17 protein-coding genes and 1 pseudogene are annotated in these 18,989 nt (G+C 36.1%); 7 read left to right on the forward strand and 11 right to left on the reverse strand.

The window, feature by feature from the left end; all coding sequences use genetic code 11:
* Positions 1 to 143: 143 nt before the first annotated feature.
* Positions 144 to 320, forward strand: a pseudogene (locus tag QTA56_RS07960) (transposase); the annotation flags it as partial.
* Between the two features lie 79 nt (positions 321 to 399).
* Here the strand turns inward: QTA56_RS07960 and QTA56_RS07965 are convergent.
* The 4 genes from QTA56_RS07965 to xseA all read right to left on the reverse strand — a co-directional run bounded on the left by QTA56_RS07965 (position 400) and on the right by xseA (position 7,060).
* Positions 400 to 2,187, reverse strand: a complete 1,788-nt coding sequence (locus tag QTA56_RS07965; protein WP_267980393.1) for a hypothetical protein — start codon at positions 2,185 to 2,187, stop codon at positions 400 to 402.
* Positions 2,188 to 2,762: 575 nt separating this feature from the next.
* A complete protein-coding gene (locus tag QTA56_RS07970) occupies positions 2,763 to 5,501 on the reverse strand; it encodes a UvrD-helicase domain-containing protein (RefSeq protein WP_267980394.1) in 2,739 nt (912 codons plus the stop codon).
* Positions 5,502 to 5,613: 112 nt separating this feature from the next.
* Positions 5,614 to 5,808 carry an exodeoxyribonuclease VII small subunit gene (xseB, locus tag QTA56_RS07975; protein WP_267980395.1) on the reverse strand — a complete coding sequence of 65 codons (195 nt, stop codon included), beginning with the start codon at positions 5,806 to 5,808 and terminating at the stop codon, positions 5,614 to 5,616.
* The gene (gene xseA, locus QTA56_RS07980; RefSeq protein WP_267980396.1) at positions 5,801 to 7,060 is read right to left on the reverse strand and encodes an exodeoxyribonuclease VII large subunit; all 1,260 of its coding nucleotides are present in this window, start codon (positions 7,058 to 7,060) and stop codon (positions 5,801 to 5,803) included. Before xseA ends, xseB begins: the two co-directional genes overlap by 8 nt.
* Before the next feature lie 275 nt (positions 7,061 to 7,335).
* Between xseA and QTA56_RS07985 the strand changes: the two genes are divergently transcribed.
* Positions 7,336 to 7,587 carry a hypothetical protein gene (locus tag QTA56_RS07985; RefSeq protein WP_267980397.1) on the forward strand — a complete coding sequence of 84 codons (252 nt, stop codon included), beginning with the start codon at positions 7,336 to 7,338 and terminating at the stop codon, positions 7,585 to 7,587.
* 1 nt (position 7,588) lies between these two features.
* Entirely contained in the window at positions 7,589 to 7,900 is a 312-nt protein-coding gene (locus tag QTA56_RS07990; protein ID WP_267980398.1) for a hypothetical protein, read from the forward strand.
* Between the two features lie 102 nt (positions 7,901 to 8,002).
* On the opposite strand, the gene QTA56_RS07995 is transcribed toward QTA56_RS07990, so the two are convergent.
* The 4 genes from QTA56_RS07995 to QTA56_RS08010 form a co-directional block, all read right to left on the reverse strand.
* On the reverse strand, positions 8,003 to 9,772 hold the full coding sequence (locus QTA56_RS07995; RefSeq protein ID WP_267980399.1) for a hypothetical protein: 1,770 nt from the start codon (positions 9,770 to 9,772) through the stop codon (positions 8,003 to 8,005).
* A gap of 459 nt (positions 9,773 to 10,231) precedes the next feature.
* A complete protein-coding gene (locus tag QTA56_RS08000) occupies positions 10,232 to 10,714 on the reverse strand; it encodes a TIR domain-containing protein (RefSeq protein ID WP_267980400.1) in 483 nt (160 codons plus the stop codon).
* 6 nt (positions 10,715 to 10,720) lie between these two features.
* Entirely contained in the window at positions 10,721 to 12,151 is a 1,431-nt protein-coding gene (locus QTA56_RS08005; RefSeq protein ID WP_267980401.1) for an SIR2 family protein, read from the reverse strand.
* 6 nt (positions 12,152 to 12,157) lie between these two features.
* The gene (locus QTA56_RS08010; RefSeq protein WP_267980402.1) at positions 12,158 to 12,700 is read right to left on the reverse strand and encodes a toll/interleukin-1 receptor domain-containing protein; all 543 of its coding nucleotides are present in this window, start codon (positions 12,698 to 12,700) and stop codon (positions 12,158 to 12,160) included.
* A 531-nt stretch (positions 12,701 to 13,231) separates the two neighbouring features.
* On the opposite strand from QTA56_RS08010, the gene QTA56_RS08015 reads away from it, so the two are divergent.
* The 3 genes from QTA56_RS08015 (at position 13,232) to QTA56_RS08025 (ending at position 15,036) form a co-directional block, all read left to right on the forward strand.
* Positions 13,232 to 13,537 carry a hypothetical protein gene (locus QTA56_RS08015; protein WP_267980403.1) on the forward strand — a complete coding sequence of 102 codons (306 nt, stop codon included), beginning with the start codon at positions 13,232 to 13,234 and terminating at the stop codon, positions 13,535 to 13,537.
* Positions 13,538 to 13,701: 164 nt separating this feature from the next.
* Positions 13,702 to 14,055 carry a DUF2513 domain-containing protein gene (locus tag QTA56_RS08020; protein WP_267980404.1) on the forward strand — a complete coding sequence of 118 codons (354 nt, stop codon included), beginning with the start codon at positions 13,702 to 13,704 and terminating at the stop codon, positions 14,053 to 14,055.
* Positions 14,056 to 14,058: 3 nt separating this feature from the next.
* On the forward strand, positions 14,059 to 15,036 hold the full coding sequence (locus QTA56_RS08025; protein ID WP_267980405.1) for a hypothetical protein: 978 nt from the start codon (positions 14,059 to 14,061) through the stop codon (positions 15,034 to 15,036).
* Positions 15,037 to 15,532: 496 nt separating this feature from the next.
* On the opposite strand, the gene QTA56_RS08030 is transcribed toward QTA56_RS08025, so the two are convergent.
* Positions 15,533 to 16,810 carry a tyrosine-type recombinase/integrase gene (locus QTA56_RS08030; RefSeq protein WP_267980406.1) on the reverse strand — a complete coding sequence of 426 codons (1,278 nt, stop codon included), beginning with the start codon at positions 16,808 to 16,810 and terminating at the stop codon, positions 15,533 to 15,535.
* Between the two features lie 332 nt (positions 16,811 to 17,142).
* Here QTA56_RS08030 and QTA56_RS08035 point away from each other — a divergent pair, with 332 nt between their 5' ends.
* Positions 17,143 to 18,354 (forward strand): tyrosine-type recombinase/integrase, encoded by a 1,212-nt coding sequence (locus QTA56_RS08035; RefSeq protein WP_004677591.1) that lies wholly within the window; start codon positions 17,143 to 17,145, stop codon positions 18,352 to 18,354.
* Positions 18,355 to 18,400: 46 nt separating this feature from the next.
* Here the strand turns inward: QTA56_RS08035 and QTA56_RS08040 are convergent, their stop codons facing one another.
* Entirely contained in the window at positions 18,401 to 18,667 is a 267-nt protein-coding gene (locus QTA56_RS08040; RefSeq protein WP_018679527.1) for a helix-turn-helix transcriptional regulator, read from the reverse strand.
* Positions 18,668 to 18,689: 22 nt separating this feature from the next.
* On the reverse strand, positions 18,690 to 18,980 hold the full coding sequence (locus QTA56_RS08045; protein WP_004677589.1) for a pyocin activator PrtN family protein: 291 nt from the start codon (positions 18,978 to 18,980) through the stop codon (positions 18,690 to 18,692).
* Positions 18,981 to 18,989 lie beyond the last annotated feature (9 nt).

The raw sequence follows: 18,989 nt of genomic DNA on the forward strand, positions 1-18,989 counted from the left end.
GCCTATTTTACGCCTAAAAATTTAAATTTTTTTGATAAGTTTTTGATTTAATTTATAAATAAAATTTCACTTGTCCAATCCATCAGTAGCACAGACCATTTAGGCACAACCAGCTACAACTACAATGCTGTGGGTAATCGCCTACTCGGTCCAACAATAATCATATGGACTGGAATTTATATAAACTTAGGCACTTGGTGGAAAATGCCTTTGCGAGATTGAAGCAGTTTAGAGGAATAGCAACTTGATATGACAAGCTAAAGTGTAACTATGAGAATGCCGTTGCTTTAGCATGTATATACATTTGGTTGCCATTATGAAATGTCAACAGACCCTAATAAACTTTTTAATTTATTTTTCTTTAGGTTTTATATAGATAAATGGTTCAAATGGTGATGTTTATACACGAGTTAATATTAACCAAAGTATAAGTATGTAGGCTGAAAGAGCGAATCCCGTAGAGAATTGTTGTGACGCGCTATCTGAAAATATCCAATTAATTAGTAACTGGATTCTTGTCCAAATGTAAAATATTAATCCGCCAATGATTATCCATGCCAATGGAGGAAATTTCCCTCCTAACTCTACCAATAAATTTCGTCGTTGACTTATTTGTTCTAATTGTTGAGGTTGTATATCACCTGTCAGAACGAAGTTAGAAATCGTATCCCATACAGGTTCTTGGATTGCAGCCCCATGCCCACCTTTAATGTAAGCAATTTGATAGATATTAGGAGTATGTTGGGTAATCATAAAGCCATCATGTCCAGCACTTCCAAGGTCTTGCCATTTTAGAAACTCGAAGAATTTAGGGAAAAAAGCTACAACCCAATCCCGCGTTGCCACAAAGTTTAATACAGCCTTTACCTGAGGGTTTTTTCCATCCATGAAACGTTGCCAATCATAGGATGATCGTACTACGCTTCCAGCAAAAACCACCTTGTCAAAAGTACAACAAGGGTATAGCTCTAATGCTTTTGCTAAGAGATATGTACCATTGCTATGCCCAACATAGGAGAATGACGCATTTGGATATCTTGCCAATGCTTCCGTATATTGATCCATTAACCACTCTACTTTTCTGCGTCGATACCATGAAAAAAGAAAGGGAAGCATAGGAAAATAGCCATAACTTGATGTTTCAGTAGTCCATTCATTAAGGGTATTTGTTCGCTTTGCACCATACTTAATTTGTCTGGCGATTTTGTGAGTCCAATAACCTACATCTCGAATACCATGAATAACAAATACCATGTTTTGAATATTTTCATTGGGAGCTCCAAATTGTTCATCAGCAGGAATAATTGCATTTTTTTCAAGTTCCTCAATAGAGCCTGTCAGTGCCAATAAAAAGATTCTTTGCCGTTCAATACCCAAAACTGGATGATCTAGATCAATAATATTTGTATGACCACTATAGGGAACATCAAGATAAATAAAATCACCACCTGAAACGAGATCAATATTATCTTCTGGAGCAACGATATCGTCTATTGAACCAAGCAATTGAATGGTTATAGCTCCTCCTAGTTGGCTATTATTAATATTTCGTTTGTATTTTTGTCTCATTCGAACCCATTGGATTCTTAACTGTGTAATAAATTCTGCACCTTGCCGAATTGTTGAAATAACTAATATCTGACCAAAGAACAAACGGGCTATATGACTAAATAGGGCTCCTGTCATCCATAAGGCAGCTTTACTTATACCTAGATGGTGAGTAATATGCCAACCTCTATTCATGCCAGCCAATAAAATCAGTCTTGAAACATTAGTTGCCCAAGGCTGAGGTAATAGCAATCCATCTTTAGTTCTAGGTCCAAGTTCTTTAAATGCAGGTTCAAAAGGAGCTTGCTTCGTTTCCCCACTTGCAATTACATAGAGTTTTCGTGCAAGCAGTGCACCAAAACTATGCCCAATAAATATTATATTTACTATAGGAGTTTCAGTTTTATTAGCTTTTTGAATTTCTTCATTAAGTGTTTTAATAAGTTGAATAATAATTTCGTTGGGATTAACGGTTGACCAAAGTGAAAAAGGCATATCAGGGCTTAAGAATTTTGCATTCTGCCATTTACTTTTTATAGCTTTTTTCAGGCTAATAAGTCGCTTTGAATCACCTCTATAACCATGTAATAATAATATTAATGTATTCGAATTTTTGTTACTAATCAGTTCGCTTTCCATTGAGTATTTCCTAAAAATTTATATTCGAAAATAGAGTCTTCTACACTACGCTATTAATGTATTTTGCAATTTGAATTGGATCTCCTGACTCATTCCAAACTTTACTTTCTTGCTCTGGTTTTGTATTATCATATTGCGCTGAGTTTACCAATGATTCAAAATATAACTGAACGTTAGATGGATCAAAAATAAGATTGTTACCAGTTGGACCATTCCATGTTCCATCTGCACAAAAGATAATATTTTTTCATTTTTTCCCCCTATTGTTTTATAAAGCATTATTGTTTTTGTAGAAAAAATCCAGTCAAAAATTTAGATTAATTTATCTGAACTATATTGGTTGATTTTAATAATTAACATAAGCTAAATATATAGTTAAATTTATAATCACCTAAATGTATATTTTAATTTTATTAAAATATACATAAAGATTAGATATAAGGTTTTTAGTTTGAGGAAATTATTCATAATGAATAATCGAATTTCCAGATAAAACTCTTTAAGGATATGTTAATAAGATTTTGGTTGTCGATTGCGCTATTAAATTTTTATGCATTTCTTAGGTTCAGTATAGATCAAACTTTTCTTCTTAAACTTTTAGTGTATCCGCATTCTGAATAACGGTTACAGGCCATAAATTCACCGTATGGTCCTGTTCTTTTCCACATACGTCCTTGGTTACATTTCGGACATCGCCATTTTTCTGGAATATCATGGTTAATGGATGTATTTTCATCCTGCGGTATATGGATAAATTCCTTGAGGCTTGGGTCCTTGGTAACCTCCTCAAGGAATACTGAATTACGTTCACCAATAAGAAAGACTTTTTCTTTTGCACGGGTCAGGGCTACATAGAACAGACGACGTTCTTCAGCATAGGCATGTGTTTCTGGTTGTGGCAAGACTAAGTTGATAAGAGGGTCATCTTCTTTTTCAGAGGGGAATGCGCTACTGCCAGTATTTAAGCCTAAAAGAATCACATAGTCTGCCTGTAGGCCTTTGGATGAGTGGATGGTTTTAAACTCAACGCTGCAATTTCTAAGAAAGGGTCGAATACTGTCCAAGTTTGGATTGTGGTGTCTGTAGCGGCCCAAAATATAAATGGATTTCTTCTTGTCCGAACCTGAATTGGCATTATTGATTTCCATTATGGTTTTCATCAGGTACTCATGAATTTCCTGAGTCTTGGTTAAAAAGCTTATCTCAACTACTTTACTGCTGGTCTTATCAACGGCATTGACCACTTTTTGAAGCTGGGACTTATTTTTTTGGATAAAGCCACTGGCGACATTGGCAATGCCCTGGTTGGAACGGAATGTCTGGGTAAGCTGTGTCTGCTTGGTATAGCCAAAGACCTTTTCAAATTGAGTAAAAATACTGATGTCTGAACCTGCAAATCGGTATATGGCCTGCCAGTCATCCCCAACACAAAACAGTTTTGCTTCGGGCACCTGATTCAGTAAGGAAAGGATGAGTCTGGCCCTGGCCTGTGATGTATCCTGAAACTCATCCACAATAATAAGCTTGAATGGGCTTTTATATCTGTTCTCATTGATTAACTGGGCAGACTCAATCAGCAGGTCATCAAAGTCATGCTCCTTGCTGCTTTTCAATAACTGGTCGTACTGTTGGTAAACCTTGGAAAATAGCTGTAAAAAAAGGCTCTCCCGTAGGTTGAGTGAGGGTCTGGCTAGTAGGCTGGCAATGTTGGCCTGATTGGATTTGTAGTGACTTAAAAAACTGACATAAAGCTCATTGGCATCATATTCATGGATGGACTGTGCTTGAGAGTTGATCTCAGTAAGACTACGTGGCCTGAATATCTGTCCCCTTGATTTAAGCCCCTGTTCCAGCTTTTTAAAAATAGTACCTGTAATAAATTCATGAAAGGTTGTACTGATTAAATCAGTTTTATATTGTTGATGGATTCCTGTCTTCCACTTCATGTCATCAAGATACTTTTGCCCAAAATGTGCAGGCGGTTTGCCATTTTGGTCTACAGCATAATGTTCCAGATACAGGTTTATTTCAGGCAGGTAAAAGTCAGGCTTATATTGGCGGTGGTGTTCATTCGCTGTGTCATGCTCGTAGTTTCTTTCGTACTGGTAGGGAACCCCCTGACTGTATAACCAGTTTGCTATGGCTTTTTCACCATGTGACTTAACGATTTCTCCCTGATAGGTTTCAAAGCCATCCTTGAACCTGTCAAATGATCGTCTGCGTGCCTTTTCCCATTCACTTTGGGTTTTAAATGCAAATGGTGATAAGGGTGGTCTTAGGTAGGCCGTTTTAAATAAGAGATATTTTGCCTGAAAGTCTGGATCTGTTTCGATCAGTTGTTGAATAATGCGATTCAGCAGGGATTGGGGTTTTCCTGCATCATTGGAAACGGAGGGGCTTTTCCCAGTTGCCTTACCAATCACCTTGACACCAAACTTGTGAAAATTAAGTGCCTCAACATGGGTGGTAAACTGGGCGAGAATTTCTTTTAGTCTAAGGTTAATACGTTCACTGAGTTCCTCACCTGCATTTTTATTAAATGCGAGAACCAGAATCTCTTCGGGTTTGTAGAGTCCAGTCAACAGGGCATAGCCCACCTTTCCAACAATCGTGGATGTTTTGCCCGAACCAGCCGCAGCAACCAGTAGGTTACGGTCCTCGAAGATGATGGAGGAAATGCGCTGTTCATCGGTTAGGGGCCTACTTTCCACCTGATCAAAGAACTGCTTAAATACCTTTAACTCACTTTCAACAAAACGCTTATTCTTTGCATCGATGGCATAGTTTGCCTCAACTGGCAATTCAATGAACTGTCGCAATTGCTCAAACAGGTTTTGTAGGGGTGGTTCAAATGCAAAAGAACTATCCCTTTGAATCAGGCTGTTAAACTGTTCAACAGGGGCTTTTGACCTTTGTGATAAATCTGACCTAAACAGCTTGCCGAGGCAATGAGATAGGTAAATGTTTTGCTGGATAAAACTGTGATATTCCCGTAAGTACGGTTTTAAGGTTTCCTTGATCTGTTCAGCGTTTCTTTTATTACTCAGGAATTCTGCATCATTACGGATTTCAGCTTGAAACTGTTCAGCCTGTGTATTGAACATACCCTTGAACTGAAAGTTTTGATCAAGTGTCTTGAGTGTCAATGATGACCATATCCAGCCTTTCTGGATATGTGTTTCCAGCACCTGTTCAGGATTAAGCCTTATGGTTCTGGTATCCAGTTCAAGTACCAACTCAGGAAATGTATAGTTGAGTCGCCATTTGCTGGAACCTGCAAAAATGAAGCTCAGTAAACTTGGTCGGATATCCATATTGCCCTAAAATGAAAAATGATTTTTTAATAATTCAAGATTTGTAACCGTATTTGTAACTGTTTATAAAGTTTACAGAAATTTTAGTCAGTTGTTTTTATTACTTTCACAACTACTCCTTGAATGTTTCATTCAATGCTTGTTGTACAGCATCCACCCGTAACTTACATGCCTTATAGGCATACATTGATTCCTCAACAATCTTCATTAGGTTGTCGATGTCTGGTTCTTCCTGAGATTCCAGCAGGGCGGCATTCTTCTTCAGCAGTTCATAACCGTCTTTAAAGCTTAACTCATTTTTACTCATGATTCGTCACCTCACTTACACTGGCATGAATATAGCCATCCTGCATCTCAATTGAAACAGTTGAACCGACCTGTTGTACAGAGCGGATTGCCTTGTTTTGACTCCGTACAATAGCATAGCCCTTGGCAAGCACATTCCTTGGATTCTGTAACAGGGTCTCACGCATTAAGGACTCAACCTGTGTGGAGGCAAGCTTAAGCTGCTGCTGGGCAAAATACTGGGTTGTGGACTTAATCAGGTCAAGGTTTCTATTGGCAGTATTTACCTGATTCTGGGCATGAGTCCTGATGGTATTTATCAACTGGTCATTCTGGCCCTGATATGCTGTGATTTGATGCTGGGACAGCAACTTGATGGTTTGCAGGTAACCCATCACATCCTGAGACCGTTCTGAAATCACATTGCGGATACCAGCAATCACCTTGCTTGGCGTGTCGAAAGAACGATGGGCGATTTCATCTAAGATGGTTCGATCCTTTTCATGACCGATGCCCACCCATATTGGAACCCTGCGCTTACAGAGCAGGGTGGCAAGGTCATAGTCATTTAAATAGGCAAGGTCGTTCACAGCACCGCCACCGCGAATAATCACAATGAGATCAGGTGGAACAACATAATCCTTGGCCCACTGGCGTAGCCCTGAGCTTAATGACTCCATAATACTGTTGGCAGCGGTATTACCCTGAAAGGTGGCTGTATGGTAAACAAAGTGGCAAACACCAGCTTTATTCAAGGCATCAGCATCTTTCCTGAAGTCACCCAAGCCAGCAGCATTTTCTGGTGCAATGACCAGCACATTTTCGATGTCAAAAGGGGGAGGAAGTGACTTGTTCAGGTTGACCAAACCCTCAGAAGTTAAGCGGGCAAGTATTTGTTGGTAGCGTTTGGCGATATCACCCAGTGTAAAGCTGGAGTCGATGTCCTCAATGTTGACTGAAAAGCCATACTGGGGATCAAAACGGGCCTTGACCTTAATGAGTACGTTCAAGTCTTTTGAAAGTTCAATGCCACTTTCACGCTCAAACCTGAGCACAATTTTTACGGCGGTGGATTTCCAGATGGTGGCCTTGCAGCTTGCAATAACTTTATCTGTATTTTCTTCCTTTTCAGCCAGCTCAAGATAATAGTGTCCACCCTTGATACTCAGGTTGCGTATCTCAGCCTTTACCCACACAGGCTCATCAAAAGTCAGGTGAATGACTTCCCGTACAGTAGAAAGGTAGTCGCTGAGGGAAAACTGAGGTTCGGACATTTAATCTGGGAAATATAGAATTGTCCTTGAATAGTAGCAATAGAAAGGTGCTATAACAAACTCTCAAATCTTTTTAAAGATTTTTTTATACAAATTAGAAAGGGAGATAATGGTTTACAAATATGGATTTAAGAGGGGGAATTATTCTATAATCACGTAATGTTATTTAAAATTAATTAGTTATGATAATAAGAGTTTTGAGTTTAGCTATCATTTTTATACTTATCAATGGATGCCAAGAGACATCATCAACGATAAACAAGAATGAAGAGGATATGGTAAGAAATCAATTGGAAGCGGCTGATAAAAAGATTTCAATATATTTGGATATCTTGGATGATGAGAAAAAAGCAAAAGAGGAAAAAACAAGAATTCTCTGTAAGGATTATCCTGAACTATATGAAACTCAGTACATGCCAGCTTTACTTAAGCTTTCACCTAATGACTATACTCAGGAATATTTAAAGGCCGACTTTAAAAAGGTGACGGATTACTATAAAAAGAAATTGTTGATTCAATGTGATTAAAATGAACAAGCTGATACTAATTTTATTATTTATCCCAATCAACCTGTATGCTAATCAAGAGTGTAACGTGGTCGAAGAACTAGCCATGAATGTGATGAGGGAACATCAGAGAAATGTGCCCAAGCAGTATTTTGAAAAATATATTGCTGAGGAAATTAAGAGTAACCCTATCAGTTCTTTGTACCAGATGATAGTTGAGGACGCTTATGCTGAACCTGTGAAAATGACAGACTTGGGTAAGGAACAGGCTGTTCAGAGTTTTGGTGAGAAATATAAAAATATCTGTGAGTCATCAAGAACTGAGGATAAATAATAATTCTGGGTATTGGGTAAATCGAATTCTTTAGATGTTGGCATTAAAAAAGAACCCTGTTTTAGTAGGGTTCTTTTTAGCATTTTTGATACTGAATAGGGGTTAGCTACTTAAAGGAATGATTCGGTATCCTTTAAATATAGAACAGTATGTTTGAATCGCCTTGGCTGCCAACATTGCCTCTGATGGATCTCTCGCGGTTAAGTGCAGGTAAGCAGCGTAGCCATGTTCCTTTTCTACAGCAACTAGGCCATATCCAGAACGGGTAATATCAGGACTGACAGCGTAGTTATAAACGATACGTAGCGTATTAGGCGTTTTAGAGTTAAATTTTGTGCCCCGTAGATCTGTAATTAAGTTGCCAATTTTATTATTTTTTTGACTATTAAAAGAACTCTGTATGGATTTCAGATATGCTTTGGAATGATGTTCAGGCTCAGAGTACTCATAACTTTTGCTTTTAGGCAGATCAGGATTACTGATCAGGATATTGTAGATTTTTCTGGATGAAGTATCTGTACCTGAAAGTTTATCAAGCTCATATTGCAAATCTGCTTTATGAGACTGTAGATCAAGTATTCCAGACTTTAACACTTCCACTTCCTGATTTTTTGTTTCCAGTTGTAGTTTGAATTGGTTTTCCATATCTGAAACATATTCCAGATAATCTTTTAACTCAGACTCTTTGTTATCCACCTTACTCATCATCGCATCTTTCTGGGATTCTGAAGTAACCAGCTTATTGTTTAAATTAGACATTTCCTGATTTAGACCATCCAGTTTTTTAGAAAGGTCTCGTTCTGTATTTTTACTGGCAGCATAAAGACTTTCCAAAGCAGCCAACTCATTTTTTGCTAAGTTAAACTCTTCCATAAAGCTACTGTTGTTAGAGATATTCTGCTCTAAGTCCTTATTTTGCTGGTCTAATTTTTCTAGAATATTTCTTTGATGCTCCAGGGACTTTTGTAGCCTTTCTTTTTCTTCAGTGTTAATTCTGTTTTGCGTTTCAAAAGACTGGATTTTATTTAACAAAGTAATCCTATCTTGATGGATTTCATTTAGTTCCAACCCCAGGGCATTGATCTTGTTTGTGTATTCTAGCTTTTCATTATTAAGAATTTTAAGATTTTCAGTGGATTCCTTATGAAGTTTGCTGAAGTCTGCTTTTATCAACTCACTTTCATCATGCATGCTTCTAAGAGTTTTTTCTTTATTGATGATTTCCTCTTGAAGATTTTTAATTGAATGGTTGAATCCAATATTTTTAAACAGAAGGGTAAGGATATAGCCCATTAAACCTAAGGCAATTATCCAGATAGGGAGTATCGGATAAAAACGCCCCCATGCCACATACTTGGCAAAAGTGTATGGAGTCATTTCACCAAAGGTGGAGGGTAGACCATTAATACGTGCATGGAGTGCTTCAGAATAATCAAGTACCGAGAAGAACATGGCATTAAAGGAAGACTTATATAGATTCTGGTGGCGCGTCAGCTTAGACAGGGTAACTACAGGCTTGCTATCAAACTCAGTAAAAGTTTTGGACACAGAGACATTTTCCCTATCATCTTTATGTCTTTCATTGTCCCAGACCTGAATAACTTGATGTTCGGAATTTGTAAGTTGAACAGAGCCTCTTGGATTTAGATGTTCAAGGCTTTTAACGAAATTTTGATAACAGTCCTGTTGGGTGGAATATTTAAGACAAACTTTATTTGTTTCAGATTTGGCTTCCAGTAAAAGTTCAAATCCACCAATCCTATTTTTTTCCTGAATATCGTAATACCGTTGCTGATTAAAGTAGGTCACATAGAAAATTATCAGTAACGTAATGATGAGACACAGCAATGCTATTGAATATTTCTTGATCATTTTATTCTACGGAAACATTAAACTTATCTTTATTATAACATTTTGAAAAATAAGGAATAAAGTTAATTCTGATAGGATGCAATATTTCAAGAGGCAATTTTATTTTTTAAGATTATCTAACTTAAATATATCTATAAAAATTAGTAGCTATTCAACTAGGGTACCAGCTTCCATGATACAAGTATTAAAAATTTCTTAAGGAACAACGGGAGTTAATAAAACAGGTTTAATCTTTAAAACTAGAATAGCCGTGTTAAATATATTTACAGAATTAGGCCGACCTCATACCCAAGTTGTCACTTAAATTTGAGCAAATTAGGAAAGCTCTTTCTTTACTTGATGGAAAACATATTTGGGCTGAAAAGAATTTAGCTCAAATTTAGCCTGACGGCCTAAATCAAATATCGGTAATTGTCAGATCAGGTTTGAGCTAGTACACATAATATAAAAAAAGACCGCTTATGCAGTCTTTCTTCTTTGAATTGCTCTCTCAATCCAACTTTCAATATTCAATCTAATGTCATTATAAGCATCTGAAGGGTTAGGATCATAGCAATCTACGTAATTCGAAAAATTATTTCCATTTATTGTAAAATCAGAAAATGGATTGTTTCCTTTAACTGATGTGCCACTTCGTGGGCATTTGATATTGTGTATATATATACCCAAAACAGCTTTACCTAACTGCCAAGCTCTTTCAATTTCATATTTAACCCATTTTCTATTTGCTGTATCAGAGCCGATAAGAACTATTAAACAATTTTTGTATTTAAATTGATTATCAATCCAATTTTTTATTGCTGTATCACCGCTACGTTTTAGAGTTTCCCAGTCATTAGCAGAAACGGGTGTATTACCTTCTAAACTCCCAATATTTCGGATTTGTTGGACTCTCATTACATCATTTTCATAGTGGAAACTATAAAAAACCTGTCTTTTCATAAATATTCAAACCTTTTGAAGTAAACTAATTGCTTTTAAAATATTTGAAATTAAATCATCAATTGAATTATCAATTTCATTAATTTTATTTAAAGTATTCCTGAATTCAGTATTATCAGAATAGTATTGACTATAGTTTATACTAACTCTTTCCCATAATTTTTTAGCAACATAGCCAGTTACACCTATTGGTATTGGAATTACATTATTTTTGAGACACAAATTAAACTCCTCATTCATACCTTTTGAATCTACAATTTTATCGGACACATTGTCTTTTTTATTTCCAAAAAAGAAGAGGGCTATCCCAGCTTGGGCTATCATTTCTTCTCTATATATCGTATGTTTTTCAGCAGTCGGGTTGATTTGAGGAAATGGCCTTAAAATAAGTAAATCATCAAGTTTTCTATACGCTGAATTTACTTTAAATTCTAAAGCACCGTTAATCACTAAGCTTCCTATACCCAAGCCATAACCTGAGATAATTTTGTAATTTTTCTCCGCTAATTTATAGCTTAGTTTAAAAATTAAATTTTCAGCTTTTTCTTTTCCAAATGGTTCATAATCTTCCACAGCACCTGAAATAAAAATGTTTTTCCGCTTTACACGATTTTCAATTACTTTAAGTATTTCAGTAATAGTTGGATAATCTTCTACTAGGACAGCATGAATACCATATCTCATGAGATCTTGGATTTTTAAATCTTGTCTTATTTTTGCATATAAGTAGTCTTGTTCTTCTGCAAAGCTATTTTTATCAATCTCTTTAAAAAAACAATAGTGTTTAGGAGTGTTATCTTTTAACAAAATCCTAATTCTACTTAAAATGTAGTCTATGTTAGGGTCATCAAAACTAAAGCCTATGAATAAAAAAACTTTCGAAAGTAGGTCTCCTCTTAATACTGTTGAAAATAACTCTCTACTATCATGGTAATCTTCATAATCATTTTTTGTTAAAACCGCATTGTGTGGTGCATCTTTATCGCCATGCATTTTATAAACTGTAGCATCTTTTCTCTTTATATATCTCGAAAAATCTTCATTGGTAACTTTTTTATCAACTTTCTTTCCATTATTTTCTAAAGTTTTTTCAAGAAGTTGATCATAATTTGTTGTCCAATAGGTATCTATATCTAATCTGCTTAAAATCTGATGATTTTCACTACCTTTTTCTAAAGTTGTAAATTCATTAATAATTTTCTCGTTAATACGAGTTCTGTTAAATTTATTGGAATGATATTGAGCTATCGAGACAAGGTCCGTTTCTTTATCAATATCAAGATCAAGATCATCAGCTAGATCCCTCAAAAGTTCTTTCCAATTAACAAATCCTAAAGATGCAGATAGACCAGCTCCAGCAAAAATTGCTGCATTACCATCTTGAATGGCATTAACGTATTCACTTATAAATTTTTCTTTTGCTTTGGTAAAACCCATTACTAATTAACCTTTTAACCATGTTTTTAAATTTTTACAATTACTATTAGGATACCAAATATAATATTCACCAGTTGAGGTTAAACTTTCCTTAATATAGGGATAAATCTGTAGATATTCATTTCCATTCCAGGCTCCTGAAGTTTCAATCAATGGTAATAAAGCAATTTTATCATTTGGTAACTTGAATGGATCAGCTATACCAACCTCCCAGTTACACCATCTTGATGCTAATGCTTCATTTGTAGCGAGTAAAATGAATTTATCATTTACCGAAATGATTTGATTTTTAATTTTTTGAGCTGTAATGCCATTTGTACTTTCAGGCATTGTTTCATCTGCCCAATCTACATAAATATTCATTCCTAAATTTTCAAAGAAAACTTTTGCAAATTTAACAAACTCTTTATCCTTATGAGAATGTGACAAAAAAATGCTGGTTGTAGAAGCTGATCTGCTAAATTTTCTATTTTCATTAAGAATTGTTGATGTGTAATTTGAAGCAGATTTTTGGCGTGCTATTGATTCGAATCTGTTTTTAGAAAACATAATTTTAACTTTAATGATTTTATATGTAATTATACTAATTTATTAATAATAAACAATAGACTTCTTTCATAAATCATTTTTCACTAAATTCGCTGTTGTAGATTCCTATGATTAAATTAAATCTCAATCCTAGTCTTTTGCCTATATTTGGGATCAGTGTCGTCCTCAATGGTGTGAGCGAAAGGCCTTGTTGAATAGTTACCTTTAAAGCCCTAAAACTTTGAACATGGTTTAAAAAATAATTTTCGGAATTTTTAAGTAGTAGAAATAGTAGTAAAAATTTAAATTTAAAATATTTTATTTATATTTGTCATTAGTTTATGTTTTTGATTTGACTGTCATTGCTTCCGCCAGATATCAACGACTTAGCCCTGACATTCTCAGGGCTTTGTTATTTCTAGGGTTATGCAACGTAAGCCTGTAGTAAGCAAAAAACAAAATTAAAAATAAATATCTTTCGTTAAATCAGTATATTGAAGTTCTTCTCTGTGGTAATTTACTTTGTATATTTCTTAGACTAAAGAAAATGATATGAAAAAAATAATTGTTAGTATTTTAACTTTCTCCATTTCAACTTTATCAATGGCTTATAAACCATCAGTAGGTGAGAGTAAGAGTGTTTCGGTGGGAGTACAAGCAACTAAGGAAGAAATTTTTAAAGCGTCTAAACGTGCTTTAGCTTTAGAGGGATACCAGATTACAAGTTCGGACTTGGGTGCAGGTGTAATAACCACAGCTTCTAAGGATTATAGAATCGACCCAAGCTATGCTGATTGTGGTAAGGTAATGGGTATTGATTACCTTAAAGATAAGCGAACAAAAACCACAGTAGCATAGAATATTATTATTGATGACAATTCTTTAAGTATTAAAAGTAATATTCAAGGTGAATATAAAGTTGGAAGCACAACTTTTGATGTGACGCTAAGTTGCTTATCAAAAGGGTTAATTGAAGCAGATTTAGTAGAGAAGATTAAAAGTAATCTAAAGTAGGGGGAGTGATGAAAAGAGATTGGGAAATTATTAGACAGGTTCTTATTGCTGTTGAAGAAGATAGATTTGATGAATATCTAGATAATGCCGAAAATCAAAAAATAGTAATAGGTAATACTGTGCTTTTAATAAATGCTAATTTTATTGATGGAAATATACTGAGTAATTTGGATACTGACGAAGATGTGCATGTGAAATGCTTAACATGGCAAGGACATGAGTTGTTAGATACAATAAGAAGTAAACCTGTGTGGGATAAGATTAAGAGTACTGCTTTAGATAAAGGTTTAGAGCTAACTTTTGATGCAGTTAAATTATTAGGGGCAAAGGCTTTAGCATTAGTCGTAGGAAATTTGGGGTAATTTATGACGTTAGTTGTAGCAGGTTATGAAAGTGACGAGATCTTTTTTATAGGTGATTCTGCAATTACTTCAGATAATGTGACGTTACTTTCTGGTTTTAAAAAAATATACGCTGTTCCTATCGTAGTTCATGCACCATATTTCTTAAGAACATTTAAAAATTATGTGCCTTTTAGAGGTTATCAAGGTGAATGTGTAATAGCTTTAGCTGGGAGTACATTGATAGCACAGCATGTGATAAATAGTGTTGTTGGGCATTTAGATAAGATAAGGGTAAAACATGATTACGATGAAAATGGTATTAAATATTCATTAATCAGACATTGTAATACACGAGATAACCAATTATATGGACCTGCATATACAGAATATGATGATGATGTATATTTAGATAGGGATATTTTTAATTCTATAACTATTGATAATATTAAGCAGATTATTGAATATTCAATAAAAGAAGCTCTTAGTTCAGCATCTAAACATGTTTTAGGTCCTGACAGTTGGAAAAGAGTGATTAATAATGAGTATCTATTTGCTTTATCTTGCCCACATACAAGAGAAAATTTTCTTTATCAGGTTAAATTAACTGAAGAACAGACGGATACGGGTATCAAGGCAGTACCTATAATTACTCAGATTCCTAAGGGGAGCATTGGAGTAATTGGTATGAAATCTTATATAAATGATTTAAATGCGGAGTATCAAAAACTTCTTGCTACGCCATCTAAAATTTCATTAGGGATGTTAAATTGTATAGAAGCTATTATTGAAAAGTGTAATTCTGAGGGTGATAGAGGTGTGGCAAAACCAATTATTTATAAAAGATTTAATGGTAAGCTGGTTAAGGGCTTAACCGTTAGTGAAAATGGTAGTTGGTGGAAACTTGATGTTGATGAAACACCTATAAGGGTTTTAGATAAAGAGAAATCTTTACACGATTTCCCTAAGTTTAAATTTGGAGAAATAGATTTTAAGTTCTAGTATCATCAACTAATTGTTGTTGATCTGGTACAGCAATAGCTTCCCACTCATCATAAGACAAAATAGGTGGAAAAGCGACTACTAATTGAATAGTACTCGCTTTGTTCTTTCTGTGGGTTTCGACTTTAACCCAAAGCCAGTAGTTCCTCCTTGTCTATATCCTAATTCGACTAAACGTCTTTGACCTGCAAAAACCTTAGTGGATAAATGACTGCTATATGCACTAGCCATTGTTCTTAATGTACTTTTCAATAAATTAGATGCAATTGAACCATCATTAGCAAATTGTTCGGCACAATAGATGATATCTATTCCAGCACGACGACAAGTATGTTCATAATAAGCACTTTCATCTGCATCCTGAAATCGTCCCCAACGACTAATGTCATAAAGGGAATTCGAATGATCAAGCTATTTTAATTAATCTGAATCCTGTTTAATCTGATGTTTTCTCATATAGAGTGAAAGTCTAGCTTTATGTAATTTATTAAAATTTCTACAAGTCGATAAAATTACAAAATTCAGCCCAATCGCTCATCAAACTTTTCCTTTTTTCAAGATAACCTCCTCGTAAGTAAGCAGCTTCAACTTCATCAGGTAGTTTGTGAGCGAGTACATGCTCACAGACCTCTCGTGGATAATCAGTTTTATCAGCCGACCAGTCACGGAAAGTAGATCGAAATCCATGTGTGGTAACCACCCGATTCTGTTTTGGATCAATATAGCCTAAGCTATTTTCTTTTAGCTTTTGTTCATGCATACGTTTGATTAATGTGGTTAATGACATATCAGAAAGCATTTCACCAGTACGTGGAGCTGGAAATATGAAATCTTGTGTTTGAGTATGATTTTGGATTGATTCAAGCAAATTAAGTGCCTGTTGAGACAATGGTACACGATGTTCCTTTTCCGCTTTCATCCGCTCTTTGGGAATGATCCAAACCCTATTCTTAAAATCAATTTCCTGCCATTTAGCTCCGAAAATTTCACCAGAACGACAAGCAGTTAAAATTGCAAATTCCAGCGCTTTAGGCGAAATTCCCTTTTTTTGTCTTAGATGATGGATAAACTCAGCAACCTGTTCATAAGGCAGGGATGGATGTGGACGTGATTCCTGCTTTAAGTTACCTAATATAGGTTCAAGATTGCCTTTCCATTCGGCAGGGTTGTCACCCTCAAAATATCCCATAGCCTTGGCATAATCAAAAATGGTTTCTATACGACCACGAATACGTCTGGCTGTTTCATTCTTCTCAATCCAGATAGGTTTGAGAGCCTCAGCAATATCGACTTTGGTAATGGTGCCAATGGTGAGATCACCCAGAGTGGGATAAATATAGGTTTCCAGTGTTGATGACCATTGCCCAATATGCTTTTCATTTTTGAGTTCACGAGTTTTATTGGCAATAACAACTTTCGCACATTCCGTGAATGTTTTGTTCCGTAACTGCTGGATATGAAGCTTTTCAAGCTGTTCCTGTTTATGTGCAATAGGATCAATCCCATTTCGGATTTGGGCTTTCATTTCATGGGCTTTAGCCCTTGCTTCGGCTAGTGACACCTCTGGGTAAGAGCCCAATCCAATATCACGGCGATGAAGTTGCTGTTTTCCATTTTCATCAAAGCGCTGACCTACAACAACACGTAGAACCCAAGCACGAGAGCCATTCACAATACGCAGGTGCAAACCATTGACACCGCCTACAGCATGCCTGCCATTTCCTTTGATTTTTGCTACACTGAGTGCAGAGAGTTCTTTGGCTTTCTTAGGCATAGGCTTTTTTTGTCCCACATAATAACCCACATAGAATATTGGAAATAGTCAGATTAGACAAGATGGGGTTGGAAAGGTTTTTATTTAAGTTGTTGAAAAATAAATTTATAATGGATTGGTTTGGATCGCATAATACAGGTGTTATACGGACACCGCTTCCGCCAAATTCAAGTTTCTGACACTGTTTAACACTGTATAAGTTACTGATTTGTAAGGTTAAAGTTGGAAATTTACAATATGACAAGCCGTGACGCACTATACCAATCGGCAGTTATAAAGTAGTAAAAAATGCAGTAAGATTATTCTCTACTGCATTTTTTTATGTCTGAATTATGGCGACTCGTGGAATTAACAAGCTTAGTGCTTTACAGGTTAAAAAAGCTAAACCCGATCCTGACAAGATGTATAAGCTGTCAGATGGGGGAAATCTGTATCTGCGTATTGATCAGAGCGGTAGCAAGTACTGGATCTTCAATTACACACGTCCATTCTTAGGCAAGCGTAATGATTTATCTTTGGGGACTTACCCTGAAGTTTCGTTAGATGATGCTCGTACTATTCGTGATGAATATAAGAAACTTATCAAGCAGGGTATTGATCCAGCAATGGAGCGGATTGAAACCAAGTCTCAGAAACAGAAAGAAGCAGAAAACACCTTTCGTATCGTTGCTGAAGCATGGCTCTATAAACGTGAGCTAGAGCAAAAACAAGATGAAGAGACGATCCGTCGTTTAAAGCATGATGTCTATCCCTACGTTGGTGATTTAACCTTTCCACAACTTACCTTAGAAATTCTTGAGATTAAGATCTTTAAGCGCATTATTGAGCGTGGTGCTTTGTCTGTTGCCAAACGCCTTAAGTCGGACCTCAACCAAATTTTTAAATCGGCACGTAAAAAGAAGCTGATTCAATATAACCCGATTGAAGATATTGACCTACCTAAACCGCAAGGTGGTAATTTTGCAGCCGTGACTGAAGAACAGGATTTAGCACCAATGCTAAACAAAGTCTGGAATTACTCACAGATACATGCACGCTGTTTGCTCACCACACAGGTTGCTTTGAAAATATCTGTACTGACCTTTCAGCGACCTGGCGAAATACGTCAGCTTAAAAAAGAGTATTACTACCCCCAAGAACGCTGTTTTAAATTTACTGCTAGTAAAACCAAGCAACTTCATATTGTGCCATTGTCAGATCAGGCATTTGAGTTGATTGAGTCAATCATTGATTTACATCCATACAGTGAATATATTTTTGTAGGTCGGGATGGTAAAACCTGTATTTCTGACAATACTATCAACTCTGCTTTAAAACGCTTGGGCTATGGTGGTGAGCAGACGGCACATGGTTTTAGAGCAACCGCACGTACCATGCTGGATGAGATTCTGGAGCAGCGTGTGGACTTTATTGAACATCAACTGGCGCATAAGGTAAAAGACAACAATGGTACAGCTTACAACCGAACCAAGTTTCTGAATAAACGCCAAGAGATGATGCAGGAATGGGCTGATTATTTGGAGTCCCTGCTTGAGCCTATATGATAATCAGCAAGAAGAAAGCCTGTCATGTGAGACAGGCTATTTCAATTTATGCAGCTTTCAATGTCTTTTGTTCAAGCCAAGCATTGATTTGGCTTTCCGTCCACGTTGGCATACTGGCGGTTAAGTATGTCGGTTCAGGAAAATCACCCCGACGGATCATCTTCCAGAAAGTTGATTCCGCAACATTCAGCAAGCCTTTGGTTGCAGGCTTGTGAGACAGCCGACGTCTGCGACCACTACGATCTACATAGTCCTTTGCTGGGCGTTCAGGATAGTTCACCAAATCCTTGACACGATAGCGAGCTTCTAACATTTTAATCTCCCTCGTCCGTGTATTATTCTTTAGGCTTGGTTGATTTTTGCACGGCTGATGTAAAGCTCTGACGATTTTTTAAATAAATTTCATCTATAGCTTTAGAAAATTCATGAATTTCCACAAAAAAATGACCTTTTTGACTGCCTTCATCAATCCGAAAGCATGTGAAAGGCAATTGCTGCTGACGAGCTTTTTCTTTCATTTTCTCTGGGCATAAATGTGAGTAATACACAGCTCTGATGTCCTCCAGTTTGATGTGAATTGATCGGAACTGTAAAAATAAATAATCAATTGTGTTTAGGTGATTCATAACGACTCC

Origin of the sequence: Acinetobacter thutiue (assembly GCF_030385805.1) — a bacterium.
GTDB lineage: Bacteria > Pseudomonadota > Gammaproteobacteria > Pseudomonadales > Moraxellaceae > Acinetobacter > Acinetobacter corruptisaponis.